This is a genomic window from Micromonospora sp. 050-3, from assembly GCF_046549335.1.
GTDB classification, from domain to species: Bacteria; Actinomycetota; Actinomycetes; order Mycobacteriales; family Micromonosporaceae; genus Micromonospora; species Micromonospora trifolii.
The window spans coordinates 144,896-159,483 of the sequence record NZ_JAJPVX010000004.1; the positions used below are offsets into that span (position 1 = coordinate 144,896).

The window sequence follows — 14,588 nt, forward strand, 5'->3', positions numbered from 1 at the left end:
GGCCGGGCGGGACACAGGCCGTGCTGGGCGTGGTGACCTCCCGCCGGCAGGTGGGCGGCCTACTCCCGTAGGTCGCGCTGCCTCACGTGGACGTCCAGCGTTCGATGGTCGGCCTGCGTCTGGCGGTCGGCCAGCGTCCGGTGGTTGTCTCGTGCCTGCCGGTCGTCGTGTGGTTGGCGCGGCCAGCTCAGAGGGCTCGCTCGCCATGAGCGGGGTGATGGCGTTGACGTGCACGCGGAGGCCGCGCTGTGGGCCGATCCGCAGCGGTCGGGGCACGAGGACGTGCACATCATCGGTGAAGCTCGCGGCGTGTTGGACGCCGTGCAGGTAGGCGGCGGACGGGCCGCCGACCACCACTCCGGGCGGTAGCCGGAGGAGGGCGGCGCGACACGCGAGGGCGTGGTCCCGGTCCAGTCGCGAGTCGGCGTAGATGTCGTGGCGCAACCGCACCCAGGCGGAGTTGCGCAACTGATGCTCGGTGAGCAGGCCGTCCCGAACAGCGTCGGAGCCGCGGAAGACCTGCCAGGCCAGGGCATCGGGGCGGTGCGGACGTGGTGGCATGCCGAGCAGCCTGCCGACCGCGCACCGGGCACCGAAACCCCTGTGGACAACCCGGACTGCGGGTGCCGCCGGGCCTGTGGACAACCACGAATCCGCCTGTCGATCGTGCTATGGCCCCGGCTGGATCAGGACTTTCGGGCTGCCGACGGGCGGTGATCCACTCGCGTTCCTGAAAGTCGGGCGGTCACCGGGCTTGGGATACCGCGACTTCCGTGAACCCGAGTGGATCAAGGCGCGGGGGCCGGCGCGGAGTGGCGCGCGGCGGTGAGGTGGGGGCGCGCGGCGGTCGGGGTCAGCTGAGGGCGGTGGTGATGGCTCGGGCGGCGGCCAGCACCTGGGGGCCGAGCGTGTCGACGTCCAGCGGGGCGAGCGCGACCACGCCGACGCTGGCCTCCAGCCCGGGTACGCCGAGCACTGGTGCGGCCACCCCGTACGCCCCGGCCTGCAACTCTCCGCTGCTACTCACCGGCTCTGCCACCCCGGCGCGACCGGCCAGGATCGCCCGGCCGGCAGCTCCCCGGTCCAGTGGATGCCGTGCCCCGGTCCGGTACGCGACGTGGAACGACGTCCAGCTCGGCTCGACCACGGCCAGGGCGACGCCCTCCCCACCTTCGACGACGGTCAGATGTGCTGTCGCGCCGGCCTGCTCGGCGAGACGGCGTAGCGCGGGCAGCGCACCCTCGGCGAGCAGCGGCTGGGCCCGACGGGCCAGGTGCAGCAACCCGGCACCGAGGCGCAGTCGACCTTCTCCGTCGCGGCGCAGCATGCCGTGCCCCGTCAGCGCACTGACCAGCCGGTAGACGGCGGCCCGGCCGATGCCGAGCCGATTCGCGGCCTCGGTGACGGTCAGACCGCCAGAGGCGTCGGCGACCAGGTGCAGCAGCCGCAACCCCCGGTCCAGCGTCTGCGACGTCTCCCCGCCCCGCCCCACAACCCCGTCGGCCCGCCTCACGCCAGCCTCAGCACGCCCAAAGGTCACGTCGGCCGAGCCGGAGGCCGACCCGAAGGCCACGTCCGTCGAGCCGGAGGCCGACCCGAAGGCCACGTCGGCCGGCCCGGTGGCCTGTTCGAAGGCCGGGTCGGCGGGGCCGGTGGGGTTGGCTGGCGGGTCACCGGAGCCACCGGAGCGTGCGGTCGCATCCACGCCTGGCAGCGTACGACCCGGCACCGGCGGACCCGGACAGGCACGGACAGCTACCCTTGTACGGTGACGCTACGCCTGTATGACACCGCCACCCGATCGGTGCGGGACTTCGTCCCGCGGGAAGCCGGCAAGGTGGGGGTCTACCTGTGTGGTCTCACCCTTCAGGCTCCGCCGCACATCGGTCACCTTCGCTCCGGCGTCAACTATGACGTCCTGCGTCGTTGGCTGTTGGCCGCCGGCTATGAGGTCACCTTCATTCGCAACGTGACCGACATCGACGACAAGATCCTGGTCAAGGCCGGCGAGCAGGGCCGTCCGTTCTGGTCGATCGCGTACGCCAACGAGTTGCTGCTCGCCGAGTCGTACCGGTCGTTGAACGTGCTGGCGCCCACCTATGAGCCGCGCGCCACCGGGCACATCCCCGAGATGCATGAGCTGATCACGAAGCTGATCGCCGACGGGCACGCGTACACGGCGAGTGACGGCTCCGGCGACGTCTACTTCGACGTGGCGTCCTGGCCGGCGTACGGGTCGCTGTCGGGTCAGTCTCCGGACGCGATGCAGTCGGCCGGGGACGCCCCGGATCGGGGCAAGCGGGATCCGCGCGACTTCGCGCTGTGGAAGGGTGCGAAACCGGACGAGCCGGCGGACGCCTACTGGCCCTCGCCGTGGGGGCTGGGCCGTCCGGGCTGGCACATCGAGTGCTCGGCGATGTGCTGGCGCTATCTCGGTCCGGAGTTCGACATCCACGGCGGTGGCTTGGATCTGACGTTCCCGCACCACGAGAACGAGATCGCCCAGTCCCAGGCGGCCGGGTTGCCGTTCGCCCGCTACTGGGTGCACCACGGGCTGTTGAGCATCGGCGGGGCCAAGATGGGCAAGTCCGCCGGCAACGCGCTGGACCTGGCGTACGTGGACTCGCTCGGGGTGCGGCCGGTGGAGCTTCGCTACTACTACGCCGCCGCGCAATACCGCTCGGTGATCGACTACTCGGAGGATTCGCTGCGCGACGCGGCCACCGCGTACCGGCGGATCGAGGGTTTCGTGCAGCGGGCCGTCGAGCGGGTCGGCGCAGGGCAGCTCGGTGAGCTGCCCGCCGGCTTCGTCGCGGCGATGGACGACGACCTCAACACGTCCGCCGCGCTGGCCGTGCTGCAACAGCACATTCGGGACGGCAACACCGCGCTGAGCGTCGGTGACGATGTGACCGTCCGCACCACGCTGGCCGTGGTGCGGGCAATGCTGGATATTCTCGGGATCGACCCCCTCGACCCGGCCTGGACCGGTGGCGGCCCATCGGACGACCTTCGTGCCGTGGTGGACTCCCTGATCGCGCTGGCCCTGGAGCAGCGTGCGCAGGCGCGGGGCCGCAAGGACTGGGCTGCCGCGGACGCCGTGCGTGACCAGCTCAAGCTGGCCGGCGTGGTGGTCGAGGACACCCCCCAGGGCCCCCGTTGGACTATTGGAGAGCAGGACTGATGGCCGGCAACTCGCAGCGCCGTGGCCGGCGACTGACGTCGAAGGCAGGCGCCCCCAAGGGCACCGGCGGCAAGAACAAGGACTCGTTGGCCGGGCGTGGTCGCACCCTGCCCGCTGACGAGCGGCCGTGGCACAAGGGCTACTCGGGCACCGAGAAGCTGCCCCAGCGCACCGCCTGGAAGCAGGACAAGGAGCGCCGCGCGGCGGCCGAGGAGGGGCGCGCCCCCAAGATCGGCCAGCCCGGCAGCAAGGACACCACCTGGGGTCGGGGTGGCGGTCGGGGCGTACCGGGCGGTCGTGGTGCCGCCACCGGCGGACGGGGCGGCAAGCCCACCGGCCGCTCTGGCCCCCGGGTCACGCCGGGGCGCAAGTCCAACCCGTCCAAGGACACCCCGGAGCTGCTGGTCGGGCGTAACCCGGTGCTGGAGGCGCTGCGCGCCAACGTGCCGGCGACGGCGCTCTACACGGCCCAGGGCATCGACATGGACGACCGGATCAACGAGATCATCCGGACCGCCGCCGACCGGGGCATCGCCAACCTGGAGATCAGCCGCGCCGAGTTGGACCGGATGACCGGCGGGGTGCTGCACCAGGGTGTCGGCCTGCAGGTGCCGCCCTTCGCGTACCAGCCGTTCGAGGACATGGTCGCCGCTGCCCTGGAGCAGCAGGCTCCGCTGCTGGTCGCGCTGGACGGTGTCACCGACCCGCGCAACCTGGGCGCCGTGATCCGGTCGGCTGCCGCGTTCGGCGCGCAGGGTGTCTTCGTACCCGAGCGTCGTGCCGCCGGGATCACCGCGACCGCCTGGCGGACCAGTGCCGGCGCGGCCGCGCGGGTGCCCGTGGCGCAGGTGACCAACCTGACCCGGTCGCTGAAGGCGTGCCGCGACGCCGGCTTCATGGTCGTCGGCCTGGACGCCGACGGCGACACCGACCTCTACAACCTGGAGGCCGCTGTCGGTCCGCTGGTGGTGGTGGTCGGTTCCGAGGGGCGCGGTCTTTCCCGCCTGGTCGGGGAGACCTGCGACCTGACCGTCAGCATCCCGATGATCTCCGAGGTCGAGTCGCTGAACGCCAGCGTGGCCGCGGCGGTCGCCCTGGCCGAGGTCGCCCGCCGGCGCTCCGTCGAGCTGTAGCGCTCGTCGACGAGGGCCCTCTCCCGCCGAGCGCGGGAGGGGGCCTTCGTGCTCAGATCTGACGGGTCCACCCGACGAAGAGCAGCGCCCCGGCGAGCGCCATCAGCAGCACGGTCGGGAGCAACCAGAGCGGACCGCGCTCGCCGTCCAGGCGTCGGGTCAGCCGCTGGTGCACGGCGGCGATGCCGATCAGGGCGGCCAGCCCGGCGGCGGCCATCGGCAGGCCAATGAGGAAGTGCGCCAGCCACGCGCCGGCCCGGGTCGGACCACCCCAGGCGCCGACGTACGGCCCGGAGTCCACCAGGCCGTACAGCACGCCGCGCAGCACCACCAGCAGCTCGACGCCGAGTGGCAACAGGGCCACGGCACCGACGAGCAGGCTGAGCAGGGCGTGGCCGAGCACCGCGACCGTGCCGGGCCGCCGGGCGGGTACGGCCGTCGGTGGCATCCCGAGCAGTCCGGTACGCAGGGCACGCCAGCGGGCGGCGGCGGCGCCGGCTCCGCCCAGCGGGGCGGTCACCAGCGTGAGTACGGCGACCGGGACCAGCGTCGCGCAGTAGACGAGGCTCCGTCCGGCCAGGCGGACCACCCGGTACGACCGGGAACGCGCGGTCGGGTGGTGAGCAGCGGGCTGGGCGAGATCGGTGGGCACGGCGCCTCCTCCGGTTCGGGTCGCCGTGACCGTACGAGGACGGCCAGCCGTGCCGAATCACCCCACAGAGCCATCCCGGCGCTGGCTCCACAGGGTGAAGAGCCACTTCAGGTACGACGAAGGGGCGGCCCGCCGAAGCGGACCGCCCCTTTGTCGGTACGGCGTTACGTCAGATCCGGCCACCGGTGGAGGCGTGGAAGACGTGGCTGCGACCGGCAACCGGCCTGACGAACACGGTGTCACCCATGTTCGGCATGTTGCGCCGGTCGGTGCGGACGACGAAGCGCTCCGAGTTGCCACCCAGCGCGGCGTGGCCGTAGACGTTGGCGTCCGAGCCGAGGTCCTCGACCAGCTCGACCACGACCGGCATGCCGCCCTCGGTCGGGCTGACCAGCTCGCAGTCCTCCGGGCGGAAGCCCACGGTGACCTTGCCGTCGCCACCCTCGGCGCGGGCTGCCTCGACCTGCTCCCGGGTCAGCGGGATCTGCAGCTCGGCGAACTCGGCGCCCCGCTCGTTCAGCGGAACGGTCTTGATGTTCATGGCGGGAGAGCCCATGAAGCCGGCGACGAACACGTTGGCCGGGGTGTCGTAGAGCGCCCGCGGGGTGTCCACCTGCTGAAGGACACCGTCGAGCAGCACCGCGACCCGGTGACCCATGGTCATGGCCTCGACCTGGTCGTGCGTGACGTAGACAGTGGTGACGCCCAGCTTCGCCTGGAGGGACGCGATCTGGGTACGGGTCTGCACGCGGAGCTTGGCGTCGAGGTTCGACAGCGGCTCGTCCATGAGGAAGACCTGCGGCTCGCGGACGATCGCCCGGCCCATCGCGACACGCTGACGCTGACCACCGGAGAGCGCCTTCGGCTTACGGCTGAGGTACTCCTCCAGTTGGAGCAGCCCGGCCGCCTCCTTGACCCGTCGGTCGATCTCCGACTTGGAGGTCTTGCGCAGCTTGAGGGCGAACGCCATGTTCTCGTACACCGTCATGTGCGGGTAGAGGGCGTAGTTCTGGAAGACCATCGCGATGTCGCGGGCCTTCGGGGGAAGGTGGGTGACGTCACGCTGGTCGATGTAGATCGAACCGGCGTCCACGTCCTCCAGGCCGGCGAGCATCCGCAGGCTGGTGGACTTACCGCAGCCCGAGGGGCCGACCAGGACGAGGAACTCCCCGTCGCCGATCTCGAGGTCCAGCTCGTTGACGGCGGGACGCTCTTGGCCCGGGTAGACCCGGGACGCCTTGGAATAGGTGACCGTAGCCATGGTGAAGCGCTTCCTTTCACCGGCAGGAACGTGCCGGACGATCCGAGTGAAGGAGCAACCGGCACGTGTCCGTGCCGGTTCAGCGGACGGCGGCCCGGTCGCGGGGGCGCCCGGTTGTCGTCCGTGTCAGTGAACCGTAAACGCGTTTACCCGTGCTGCCAAGGTTGGGGGCCGCCCAGCCCACCAGGCGGGCTACGCATTCCGGGCACTCGGGCACGGTCAGACATCAATCGGCGCCGTGTCAAAGGCTTCTGCGTCGGGTTGTTGACGATTCCCGTTCTCGGGAGGCCTCGCGATCGGGATTACCGGACGTCAGTCGCTATGCTGACCTCGACGCACGCGCCCCTGTAGCTCAGCTGGCCAGAGCACTCGCCTTGTAAGCGAGATGTCGCCGGTTCGATCCCGGCCGGGGGCTCCAATTACATCAGACCTATCCGAGCGGCGCTGCCGCGAGTCGACCTGTTGACAGCACTCGCGACAGCTTCCCGTCGAGCTGGGCTTCGGGTGGGTAGCCGGCGCGAGATGGTGCCGCTCGACATCCAACCATCCGGTGCCAGGACCACGCCGAGCGTGAAGGTCAGTCGGGCAAGCTTGGCGCCCAGGCTCAGTACCCACGCGATCTGTCTGCTGCGAGGATCTGTAGTCATGGCCCTGGCGGATGAACTCGCTGAGTGGACGGATGTGGATGGCGCTCAGTACGAGTTGGGCCGAGCGGTGGGCCTGTTCACGGATCAAATGTTCTTGCAGGTCAAGTGGGTGTTCTGGTCAGACAATCCGCTCGGTCAGGCGCTATGGGACATGCTGCATGCGCTGGTGAAGGCGGGCGTTCTGGAGTACCGCGACGAGCCTGATCACCAATTTCGATGGAAGACGGCAACACCATTCGGCGGCGTCACGGCTGAAGACTCGCGGTGATCTGACCGGCGTCACGGTTCATGGGTGGTGGCGAGGGGCGCCCGGGCGTCGATCAAGTTCGCTATCGTGCCTCCGTCCCGCCATCAGGCGGCGGTCCACGGGGGAATCACGATGAAACAGAGCACCAGTCTGCTCGTGCTGGGTCTGACCAGCTGTCTGTTCTTTGCTGCCGGCTGCACTCCGACGCCGGAGCCCACCCGCGCCGACAGACCGGTCCAGGCCACCGCCACGGCCACCGCCGCGCCGTCCCCGACGCCCGACGTCCGTGGCGAGCTGGTCGCGGCATTGCAGCGGTCGCAGGGGGCTGCCCACCGGTACGCAGTGCGCGGCAACCTGCCCGAAGGGCAAAAGGTCACCGGCACGGGCGCCTTCGATCCGAAGAAGCGCCGTTTCCAGACCACAATCTCGGTCACCGGTGGGAAGTACCCGTCGGCGGGGAGCCGGATCGTGATTGGCAACGACAGTTACGTACGGCCGTCCGACGAGAAGGACTGGGTGCACGTCGATCTGAAGCGAGTGAAGCGCGACGATCCCTTCCTGCGCTTCGACTGGGTCGACCCGACCGGCCTGAAGGCGTTCACCTCGTCGATCGCCTCGGTGGACCGCGTCGACCCGCATGCCTACACGGGCCGTTTCGACCCCACCGGCAAGGACGCCACTTCGTTCCTCCCCGTGGGGGCACCAAGCATCGTCTCGATCGGCATACGGCTGTCGCCGTTCACGATCACCACCGATGACCAGGGTTGGGTCACCTCGATCAAGGTGGAGCTGAGTCCCAGCGAGGGCCCGAAACTGACGTTGACCACCACCATGAAGGATCACGGCAAATCCTTGAAGATCAACGCGCCGGCACGCGCTGGTGAGGCCGCCGACTTCTACTACCGCAAGTAAAAGCCCAGCCGTACCCGGCCGGTGTCACTCCTGGCACACGGTGCCCCACAGGTGTGGGTGGCGGTAGTGGTTGCGAGCACCAGCCGCCAGCACCGCCCGCAGCGGGGCGAGGTGCGGGGTGTCCGCGGGTAGTTGGAGGCCGTTCAAGAGGGCGAGCGCCGGCACCGGTTCGAGATCGCCGTAAACGTCGTGGTAGCTGGCCCGGAGGCCTTCGAACAACGCCAGCCGCAACTCGGGCACAGTTGCGACAGTTTCGTAGACATCGTGTTTGTGGGACCAGCCGACCGGTCCCGAGTGCTCTAGGACCCGGGCGACTCGACGGTGCACCGGACCGCTGGCGAGATCGCACAGGCGCTGTCGGGTCAGCAGGTGGCGCACGTCGTCGCCGCCCACCTGCGAGAACGCTGCCTCGACGGTGTCCTGGTCCTCGAACCAGTCAACCCACAGCGAGTACAGCACCTGTTCCGCCGGTTCGACGGCTTCGAGACGCTGTCGGTATCCGGCCCAGAAGGCGTCGGTGACCATCGAATCCGCCTGCTCGGTGACGAAGGTCCGCAGCTCGACGGTCACCCAGTATTCGTCGAGCAGATCGAGGAGGCCGAGCCCCGTGCGTAGCCGCTGCATCGGGGCCAACCGGTCGTCTCCCAGGGCGGCGGCCGCCCACTCGTGGGCGAGATCCTCATCGGACCGTTCGGGGCCACTCGACGAGGCGGACTCCCGCCAGTGTCCCTCACCGAGCGGCGTCACGCCGTGTTCGGCCAGCCAGCGCACCGCATCGTCCGCCTCGGGTTCGGGCACCCGGGAATTGTCGGTGATCGGAGACCGTCGTCGCCAGCGCTGAGGCCGAGGGAGAGGCGGGCGGCGGGACCGAAGACCACTCGGTGGACGATTCAGGGCCCTTTGGGTATTCACGTCAAATTGACGATGAGGCTGACCGAGGAGCGCGCGAACGAGTTGATCCGCTACGAGACGGTGTCGCCTTCCGGCTTGAGCACCTGCTGGGAGGTCTCCTTCCGGCCCGCGCCCGAGGCCGGGCAGACGGAGGTTCGCGAGGTGATGAAGGCACCGTTGGGGAGCCTGGGCCGCGTCGGTCTGACGCTGATCGGAAAGCCCCCAGCCGCCGAAGTGCGGTCCAACCTCCGACGGCTGAAGGAACTGCTGGGAGACGGAAGGGTGCGACACCTCGAGCACGCCGTGGCCGGGAAGTTCCCGGCATAGGTGGTCGGACGGCTGGTGCCGGCAACGGCACACCGGACGGCGCGGTGCCTGGCGGTAGCCTGGGCTCCGGCGGCGAGCAGAGTGGTGCCGGGGGGCCGATGAGTCGGGCAGTGGAGGAGTCGAACCGGGCGATGCTGCGCGCCCGGGACGCGATGGACCGGGCGTACGCCGAGCCTCTGGACATTCCCGCGTTGGCCCGGATCGCGCACGTCTCGCAGGCGCACTTCATCCGTACCTTCCGGGCCACCTTCGGTGAGACCCCGCACCGCTATCTGCAACGCCGGCGGGTGGAGCGGGCGATGTCGCTGTTGGTGGAGACCGACCGGGACGTGACGGACATCTGCTACGCCGTCGGCTTCGGCAGCCTGGGCACGTTCAGTCGGACGTTCCGACAGATCGTCGGCGAGTCGCCCTCGGACTTCCGGCGTCAGCGCGTCGCGCTGGCCAACGTGCCGTCGTGCTTCACCAAAGCCTGGACCCGACCCAGCAGTTTTGGATAAGCCGCAGGTCACGGTCTACCTCTAGCGTCATGGGCATGACGATGAACGCGATCAGCCGCTCCCAGATCTACGTCCTCGACCAGGACGCCGCGCTTGACTTCTACGTCAACAAGCTCGGCATGGAGGTCAACACCGACCAGGATCTCGGCTTCATGCGGTGGCTCACTGTCAACCTGCCCGGCGACCCGGAGCGCGAGATCCTGTTGGAGAAGCCGGGCCCGCCCGCGCTGGACCCGGCCACCGCCGAGCAGGTCCGGGAGCTGCTCACCAAGGGTGCCCTCGGCGGGTACCTCTTCATGACCACTGACGACGCCCGCAAGACGCACGAGGATCTTGTGGCGAAGGGCGTCGAGATCACCGACGAGCCGACCGAGCGCCCGTACGGGATCGACTTCGGCATCCGGGACCCGTTCGGCAACCGGATCCGCATCGGCCAGATGTTCCCCCGGGCGTAGGGGGCGGGCGATGAGCCAGACCGCGGCGTTTCCAGTGGTACGACCGACAGCCGTCGGTCGGGACCGCCTGTTGTTGATCGGCGGGGTGCTCGCCGGCCCGATCTTCGCCGGCTCGGCGATCGTGCAGGCGGCGACCCGGGACGGATTCGACTTCCGTCGCCACCCGGTCAGCGTGTTGAGCACCGGCGAGCTGGGCTGGATCCAGATCGTCACGTTCCTGGTCACCGGGGTGCTCTGCGCGCTGGCCGCCCAAGCGCTGCGCCGTACCAGCGGAGGCGACGGATCGATGTGGTTGCCCCGACTGCTCGCGCTGTACGGCCTGGGCCTGGTCGGGGCGGCGATTTTCAGCGCCGACCCGGCCGATGGGTTCCCGGCAGGTACGCCTCGGGGCGCCGGTGAGATCAGTTGGCACGGGGGTCTGCACTTCCTGGTGGCGGCGGTGGCCTTCGTGTCGCTGATCGTGGCGACGGTGGTGGCCGCCCGTCGGGCCGCCCGGCAGGGGGCGCGCGGTCGATCCGTGTACAGCCTGGTGACCGGGGTGTTCTTCGCGGTGGCCTGGGTGACGCTGATCGTCCGGCCGGCGCCGGCCGTGATGGTCGCGTTCGGCCTGGCGGTGACGGCAGGCTGGCTGTGGGTGTCGGTCACCTTCGCGCGGGCGGCGTCCGGTCGGGCTGACTGATCCGACGGCCGCAGGACCGGGAGGTGCGGGTCGAACTCGTACCTCCCGGTGTGTTGAGGTGAGGGCTATGGCTACCCGGTTGCTGTACCTGACCCGACACGCCGAGCAGGATCTCTCCGAGCCGAGTGGGCCGGATGCCGGCGAACCAGATACCGGCCTGTCGGAGCGCGGCCGTCGGCAGGCCACCCTGCTGGGCGAACGCCTGCGAGCCCGGCGGTTCGCCGCCGTCCATCACGGGCCGCTGCGCCGGGCCGCGCAGACCGCCGAGCTGGTCGCCAAGTCGCTGCCCGACGTACCGGTGTACGAGACGGAGTTGGCCGGCGACCACCTTCCACACGACACCGATCCGGCTGGTCTGCCGCCCGCGTACGCCGAGTTTCTGACCCAGTTCTCGGCGGCCGAGCGGGTCGACGGGCCACGAGTGACGGCGGACGCGGTGCGGCGGTTCGCCGGCCCGGTCGCCGAGGGGCCCGCCGGTGGCGAACCGGTCCGCGAGCTTGTCGTGACGCACAGCTTCCTGATCGCCTGGCTGGTGCGGCACGCCCTCGACGCGCCGGAGTGTCGCTGGCTGGGCTTGAACACGCACAACGCGGGGCTGACCGTCATCCGGTACAGCGCGGGCGGTCCGCCGAATCTGGTCGCCGTCAACGACGTGGCCCACCTACCGCCGGAGCTGCGGGGCACCGGCCTGCCCCCGGACTATCTGACGTAAGTCTCGGTGGCCCGCAGGAGCAGCTTGACCACCGCCTGGGTGGCCGGCGGCGGGGTCCCGTCGTCCGGGCAGGTGGTGTACCCGGTGTCGTTGCTGGCAACGGTGAGGCGGTAGAGCATCACGTCCGAGCACTTGGTCGCGGTGGTCGGCCGCCGTGCCTCGGTGGCGAGCCGGGGGTCGGCGGCCAGCCCCGCCAGGATGCCCTGATCGGCGGGGGTGAGCCGACCGTTGCGCCGGCTGCCGGCCCGGTCCGTCACTGTCCACTGGCCGTCCGGCTCGACGACTATGGATTCACCACGCCCGGCGAAGCCACCGGAGACTCGCAACGTCACTCGCTGGGCCACACCGCTGGCCCCGGCGCTGACAGTGGGGGCGCTGGTCGGCTGCGCGGTGTCGCTGGCCGGGTTGGCCGGGCCGGTAGCTGTGGTGGCCGAGGGCTGGGTCGGAGTGGTGGTGGGGGCTCGGTCGACGCTTGTGCAACCGGTCAGGAGCGCGGCCAGGAGCGCAACCGTGACGACGGTCGTCGATGCGGGTCTCATCTCCGTCGGACGCGCGACCCCAACCGTCGGTTCCCCCATCCGACCGGAAGCGGTCCGCGTCGTTATGGCAATCTTGGACAGTTTCCGTTCCGAGCTAACGGAAAGTGTCCAAGATTGCTTCAGTAGTGCGCCTGCGCCGGGGGTTGACCGGTCGTGTTCGCTAGGGTCGCCGCACCGGCGCGCGACGCCGGCGGGCAGATTGGCGGCGTCGCTCCAGGTGGCGCGGGAAGGAGCTGACGTGTCGGACGCGGAGTTGACCGTCGAGGTGGCCGGGCCGGTCGCCACGGTGGTGATGCACAACCCGGCTCGGCGCAACGCGATGACCGCGGCCATGTGGCGTCAGCTCCCCGAGGTGCTCGACCGGCTGGAGCCCGACCCCGACGTACGGGCGTTGGTGCTCACCGGCGCGGGCGACGCCTTCTGCGCGGGTGCCGACCTCGGTGACCTGGCCGAGCTGCTGGACGCCGGTGACGCCAGCATCGCGGTGGCCGCCGAGGATCGGCTGGCCCGGTTCGCCAAGCCGACGATCGCGGCCATCCGAGGTGCCTGCGTCGGCGGTGGAGCTCAACTCGCTGTCGCCTGCGACCTGCGGATCGCCGCGGACGACGCCCGTTTCGGCGTACCGCCGGCTCGCCTCGGGCTGGTCTATCCGGCACCGACGACGCGCCGGCTCGCCCGGCTGGTCGGCCCGTCCGCCGCCAAGCTTCTGCTGTTCACCGCCGAGCTGATCGACGCCGAGCGCGCCCTGCGGATCGGTCTGGTCGACGAGGTGCTGCCCGCCGACCGGCTCGCCGCACGGGTGGACGAACTGACCACGACGATCGCCCAGCGGTCACCGCTGAGCATCGCCGCCGCGAAGGAGATCATCGACGATCGGGCCGAGCCCGCGCGGATCGCCTGGTGGCACCGGAAGGTGGCGACCACCGGCGAGGCCCGGGAGGGGGTCGCGGCGATCGCCGAACGCCGACAGCCGCGCTTCGCCTGGCAGCCCCCGACCGGCGACTGACCGCCTCGGCTGCTGCGGGTGCCGTGACGACCGGAGCCACCCGAAATCCTGCCGGGCCCGAGGCGCCGGGCAGTTGATCGCGTTTGTCGTACGACAATCGATGGGTATCCCCCGGACCAAACAGGGGCGGGGGCCTTCATGGAGATGTCGACTGCACCGCGAAGCCGTGATCGTCGGCGGCTGATGCTCGTAGTGCTGCTGTCGATTCTGGCGGTAGCCATCATCGTCGGTGCGGTAGTGGTTGGCCGTGACACCGGCATCGTCGGCGGCGACCCGCCGGCCTGGGCGACAGCTATCGGCGGCGTCCTGCAACTCGCCGGGCTGGCCCTGGCGATCGCGACCCTTGTCTGGCTGGTGCGCAGTGGCCGGTTCCGCGCCGACCGCGAGTCGCCACTGCGGCGGCTGCACCCGTCGGACACCCGAAGCCTGCAGCAACAGGTCAGGCGGGGCGCGCCGCAGGACGATGCGGACCACGGACTGCTCCGGGCCGCCGCGCGGACGATGATCAACCAAAGTTGGTACTCGCTGATGCTTGTCGGCTTCGTGATCTCGAGCTTTGGGCAGGTGCTGCTGAAGTTCACACCGCTGTTCACCGGTCTCTTCGCCGTCATGGCGACGCTGGGCGTCGGTGCCGTCGCGTTCTCCTTCCGTGATGCCCGTCGGGCCAAGGCATTCCTCTGCGCCCACCCGGAGCCGGAAGAGCAGGATTCGCACGACTGACGCGGCTCACCGCAGTATCCGGCAGCCTCGACACCCGACCGGCGGTTGGCGAGCGTTTCGGCCGCCACCGTCGATGGGTAGTTCCGCGCCACGCGGTGATCGGGGGACCACTATGGACGCGACAGCGACGAATCCCGGCCGGACCGGGCGGAAACAACTGCGAGTCCGTCTGATCCTCGGGTTCGTGCTGCTGCCCGCCGTGGTCGGCGCGCTCGCGGTCGGTGTCGTGATGGGTGGCCAGAACTCCGGCATCTTCGAGGGTGATCCACCGCGCTGGGTCAGTAACCTCGGGCGTGTTCTGTTGATCCTCGGAGTCATCGTCGAGGTGGCCGCTGTCGTCTGGGCCGTACGCACCGGGCGCTACCGGGCGTCCCGCCGGTCCCCGTTGCTGACGTTGAGCTGGTCGCACCGTCGGCGGCTGGCGCGGCAGGTTCGACGTGGCACGCCCGAGGCCGACGAAGACCCGGCCCTCCTCGTGGAGACCGCCCGACAGCTCGCCGGCCAACGCTGGTTTGTGGTGCTGGTCGCCGGGTTGGCGATGACGAGCGTCGGTCAGGCGTTCCTGGCGTTCGCGCCGTTCTTCGCGGCGATCGGCGGGTTGCTGCTGGTGAACTGGGCGGTGCTGATCGTGTCGGTCCTCCGGAATGCCCGCCGGGGCGAGGCGTTCCTGCGCGCGCACCCGGACCCGAGCGGACGGTAGCCGCAAGCCGGTCCCACTCATCG

General features: G+C 70.3%; 18 protein-coding genes and 1 tRNA gene. 14 read left to right on the forward strand and 5 right to left on the reverse strand.

Features of this window, described 5'->3' with window-relative positions; genetic code table 11:
- Positions 1-228 precede the first annotated feature (228 nt).
- Positions 229-369: a hypothetical protein gene (locus ACLJOK_RS32825; protein ID WP_410822357.1), complete on the forward strand. Its 141-nt coding sequence runs from the start codon at positions 229-231 to the stop codon at positions 367-369.
- A 484-nt stretch (positions 370-853) separates the two neighbouring features.
- Here ACLJOK_RS32825 and ACLJOK_RS32830 read toward each other — a convergent pair whose 3' ends face one another.
- The gene (locus ACLJOK_RS32830) at positions 854-1,513 is read right to left on the reverse strand and encodes an IclR family transcriptional regulator (RefSeq protein ID WP_410822426.1); all 660 of its coding nucleotides are present in this window, start codon (positions 1,511-1,513) and stop codon (positions 854-856) included.
- A gap of 255 nt (positions 1,514-1,768) precedes the next feature.
- On the opposite strand from ACLJOK_RS32830, the gene cysS reads away from it, so the two are divergent.
- Together cysS and rlmB are read left to right on the forward strand one after the other, a co-directional pair.
- Positions 1,769-3,184 carry a cysteine--tRNA ligase gene (cysS, locus tag ACLJOK_RS32835; protein ID WP_410822358.1) on the forward strand — a complete coding sequence of 472 codons (1,416 nt, stop codon included), beginning with the start codon at positions 1,769-1,771 and terminating at the stop codon, positions 3,182-3,184.
- Positions 3,184-4,317 carry a 23S rRNA (guanosine(2251)-2'-O)-methyltransferase RlmB gene (rlmB, locus tag ACLJOK_RS32840; protein ID WP_238659111.1) on the forward strand — a complete coding sequence of 378 codons (1,134 nt, stop codon included), beginning with the start codon at positions 3,184-3,186 and terminating at the stop codon, positions 4,315-4,317. Before cysS ends, rlmB begins: the two co-directional genes overlap by 1 nt.
- A gap of 52 nt (positions 4,318-4,369) precedes the next feature.
- Here the strand turns inward: rlmB and ACLJOK_RS32845 are convergent, their stop codons facing one another.
- Positions 4,370-4,969 (reverse strand): hypothetical protein, encoded by a 600-nt coding sequence (locus ACLJOK_RS32845; RefSeq protein WP_410822359.1) that lies wholly within the window; start codon positions 4,967-4,969, stop codon positions 4,370-4,372.
- Between the two features lie 169 nt (positions 4,970-5,138).
- Entirely contained in the window at positions 5,139-6,230 is a 1,092-nt protein-coding gene (locus ACLJOK_RS32850) for an ABC transporter ATP-binding protein (protein ID WP_210780867.1), read from the reverse strand.
- 341 nt (positions 6,231-6,571) lie between these two features.
- On the opposite strand from ACLJOK_RS32850, the gene ACLJOK_RS32855 reads away from it, so the two are divergent.
- From ACLJOK_RS32855 to ACLJOK_RS32865, 3 genes are all read left to right on the forward strand, one after another.
- A tRNA-Thr gene (locus ACLJOK_RS32855) sits at positions 6,572-6,648 on the forward strand.
- A gap of 227 nt (positions 6,649-6,875) precedes the next feature.
- Complete coding sequence (locus ACLJOK_RS32860) at positions 6,876-7,145, forward strand: hypothetical protein (RefSeq protein WP_410822360.1); 270 nt, start codon at positions 6,876-6,878, stop codon at positions 7,143-7,145.
- 111 nt (positions 7,146-7,256) lie between these two features.
- Positions 7,257-8,036 (forward strand): hypothetical protein, encoded by a 780-nt coding sequence (locus ACLJOK_RS32865; RefSeq protein WP_410822361.1) that lies wholly within the window; start codon positions 7,257-7,259, stop codon positions 8,034-8,036.
- Positions 8,037-8,060: 24 nt separating this feature from the next.
- On the opposite strand, the gene ACLJOK_RS32870 is transcribed toward ACLJOK_RS32865, so the two are convergent.
- Complete coding sequence (locus ACLJOK_RS32870) at positions 8,061-8,834, reverse strand: hypothetical protein (RefSeq protein ID WP_410822362.1); 774 nt, start codon at positions 8,832-8,834, stop codon at positions 8,061-8,063.
- 126 nt (positions 8,835-8,960) lie between these two features.
- Between ACLJOK_RS32870 and ACLJOK_RS32875 the strand changes: the two genes are divergently transcribed.
- The 5 genes from ACLJOK_RS32875 (at position 8,961) to ACLJOK_RS32895 (ending at position 11,600) form a co-directional block, all read left to right on the forward strand.
- A complete protein-coding gene (locus ACLJOK_RS32875) occupies positions 8,961-9,254 on the forward strand; it encodes a hypothetical protein (protein WP_410822363.1) in 294 nt (97 codons plus the stop codon).
- A gap of 98 nt (positions 9,255-9,352) precedes the next feature.
- The gene (locus tag ACLJOK_RS32880) at positions 9,353-9,754 is read left to right on the forward strand and encodes a helix-turn-helix domain-containing protein (protein ID WP_410822364.1); all 402 of its coding nucleotides are present in this window, start codon (positions 9,353-9,355) and stop codon (positions 9,752-9,754) included.
- A 35-nt stretch (positions 9,755-9,789) separates the two neighbouring features.
- A complete protein-coding gene (locus ACLJOK_RS32885) occupies positions 9,790-10,209 on the forward strand; it encodes a VOC family protein (protein ID WP_088952055.1) in 420 nt (139 codons plus the stop codon).
- 10 nt (positions 10,210-10,219) lie between these two features.
- A complete protein-coding gene (locus ACLJOK_RS32890) occupies positions 10,220-10,888 on the forward strand; it encodes a DUF998 domain-containing protein (protein ID WP_410822365.1) in 669 nt (222 codons plus the stop codon).
- Between the two features lie 67 nt (positions 10,889-10,955).
- Positions 10,956-11,600 (forward strand): histidine phosphatase family protein, encoded by a 645-nt coding sequence (locus ACLJOK_RS32895; protein ID WP_410822366.1) that lies wholly within the window; start codon positions 10,956-10,958, stop codon positions 11,598-11,600.
- On the opposite strand, the gene ACLJOK_RS32900 is transcribed toward ACLJOK_RS32895, so the two are convergent.
- The gene (locus ACLJOK_RS32900) at positions 11,588-12,139 is read right to left on the reverse strand and encodes a hypothetical protein (RefSeq protein ID WP_410822367.1); all 552 of its coding nucleotides are present in this window, start codon (positions 12,137-12,139) and stop codon (positions 11,588-11,590) included. The genes ACLJOK_RS32895 and ACLJOK_RS32900 overlap by 13 nt on opposite strands.
- 292 nt (positions 12,140-12,431) lie before the next feature.
- On the opposite strand from ACLJOK_RS32900, the gene ACLJOK_RS32905 reads away from it, so the two are divergent.
- The 3 genes from ACLJOK_RS32905 (at position 12,432) to ACLJOK_RS32915 (ending at position 14,565) form a co-directional block, all read left to right on the forward strand.
- Positions 12,432-13,145 (forward strand): enoyl-CoA hydratase/isomerase family protein, encoded by a 714-nt coding sequence (locus ACLJOK_RS32905; RefSeq protein ID WP_410822427.1) that lies wholly within the window; start codon positions 12,432-12,434, stop codon positions 13,143-13,145.
- 183 nt (positions 13,146-13,328) lie between these two features.
- A complete protein-coding gene (locus tag ACLJOK_RS32910) occupies positions 13,329-13,865 on the forward strand; it encodes a hypothetical protein (RefSeq protein ID WP_410822368.1) in 537 nt (178 codons plus the stop codon).
- Positions 13,866-14,049: 184 nt separating this feature from the next.
- Positions 14,050-14,565, forward strand: coding sequence for a hypothetical protein (locus ACLJOK_RS32915; RefSeq protein WP_410822369.1), 516 nt, complete (start codon positions 14,050-14,052; stop codon positions 14,563-14,565).
- Positions 14,566-14,588 lie beyond the last annotated feature (23 nt).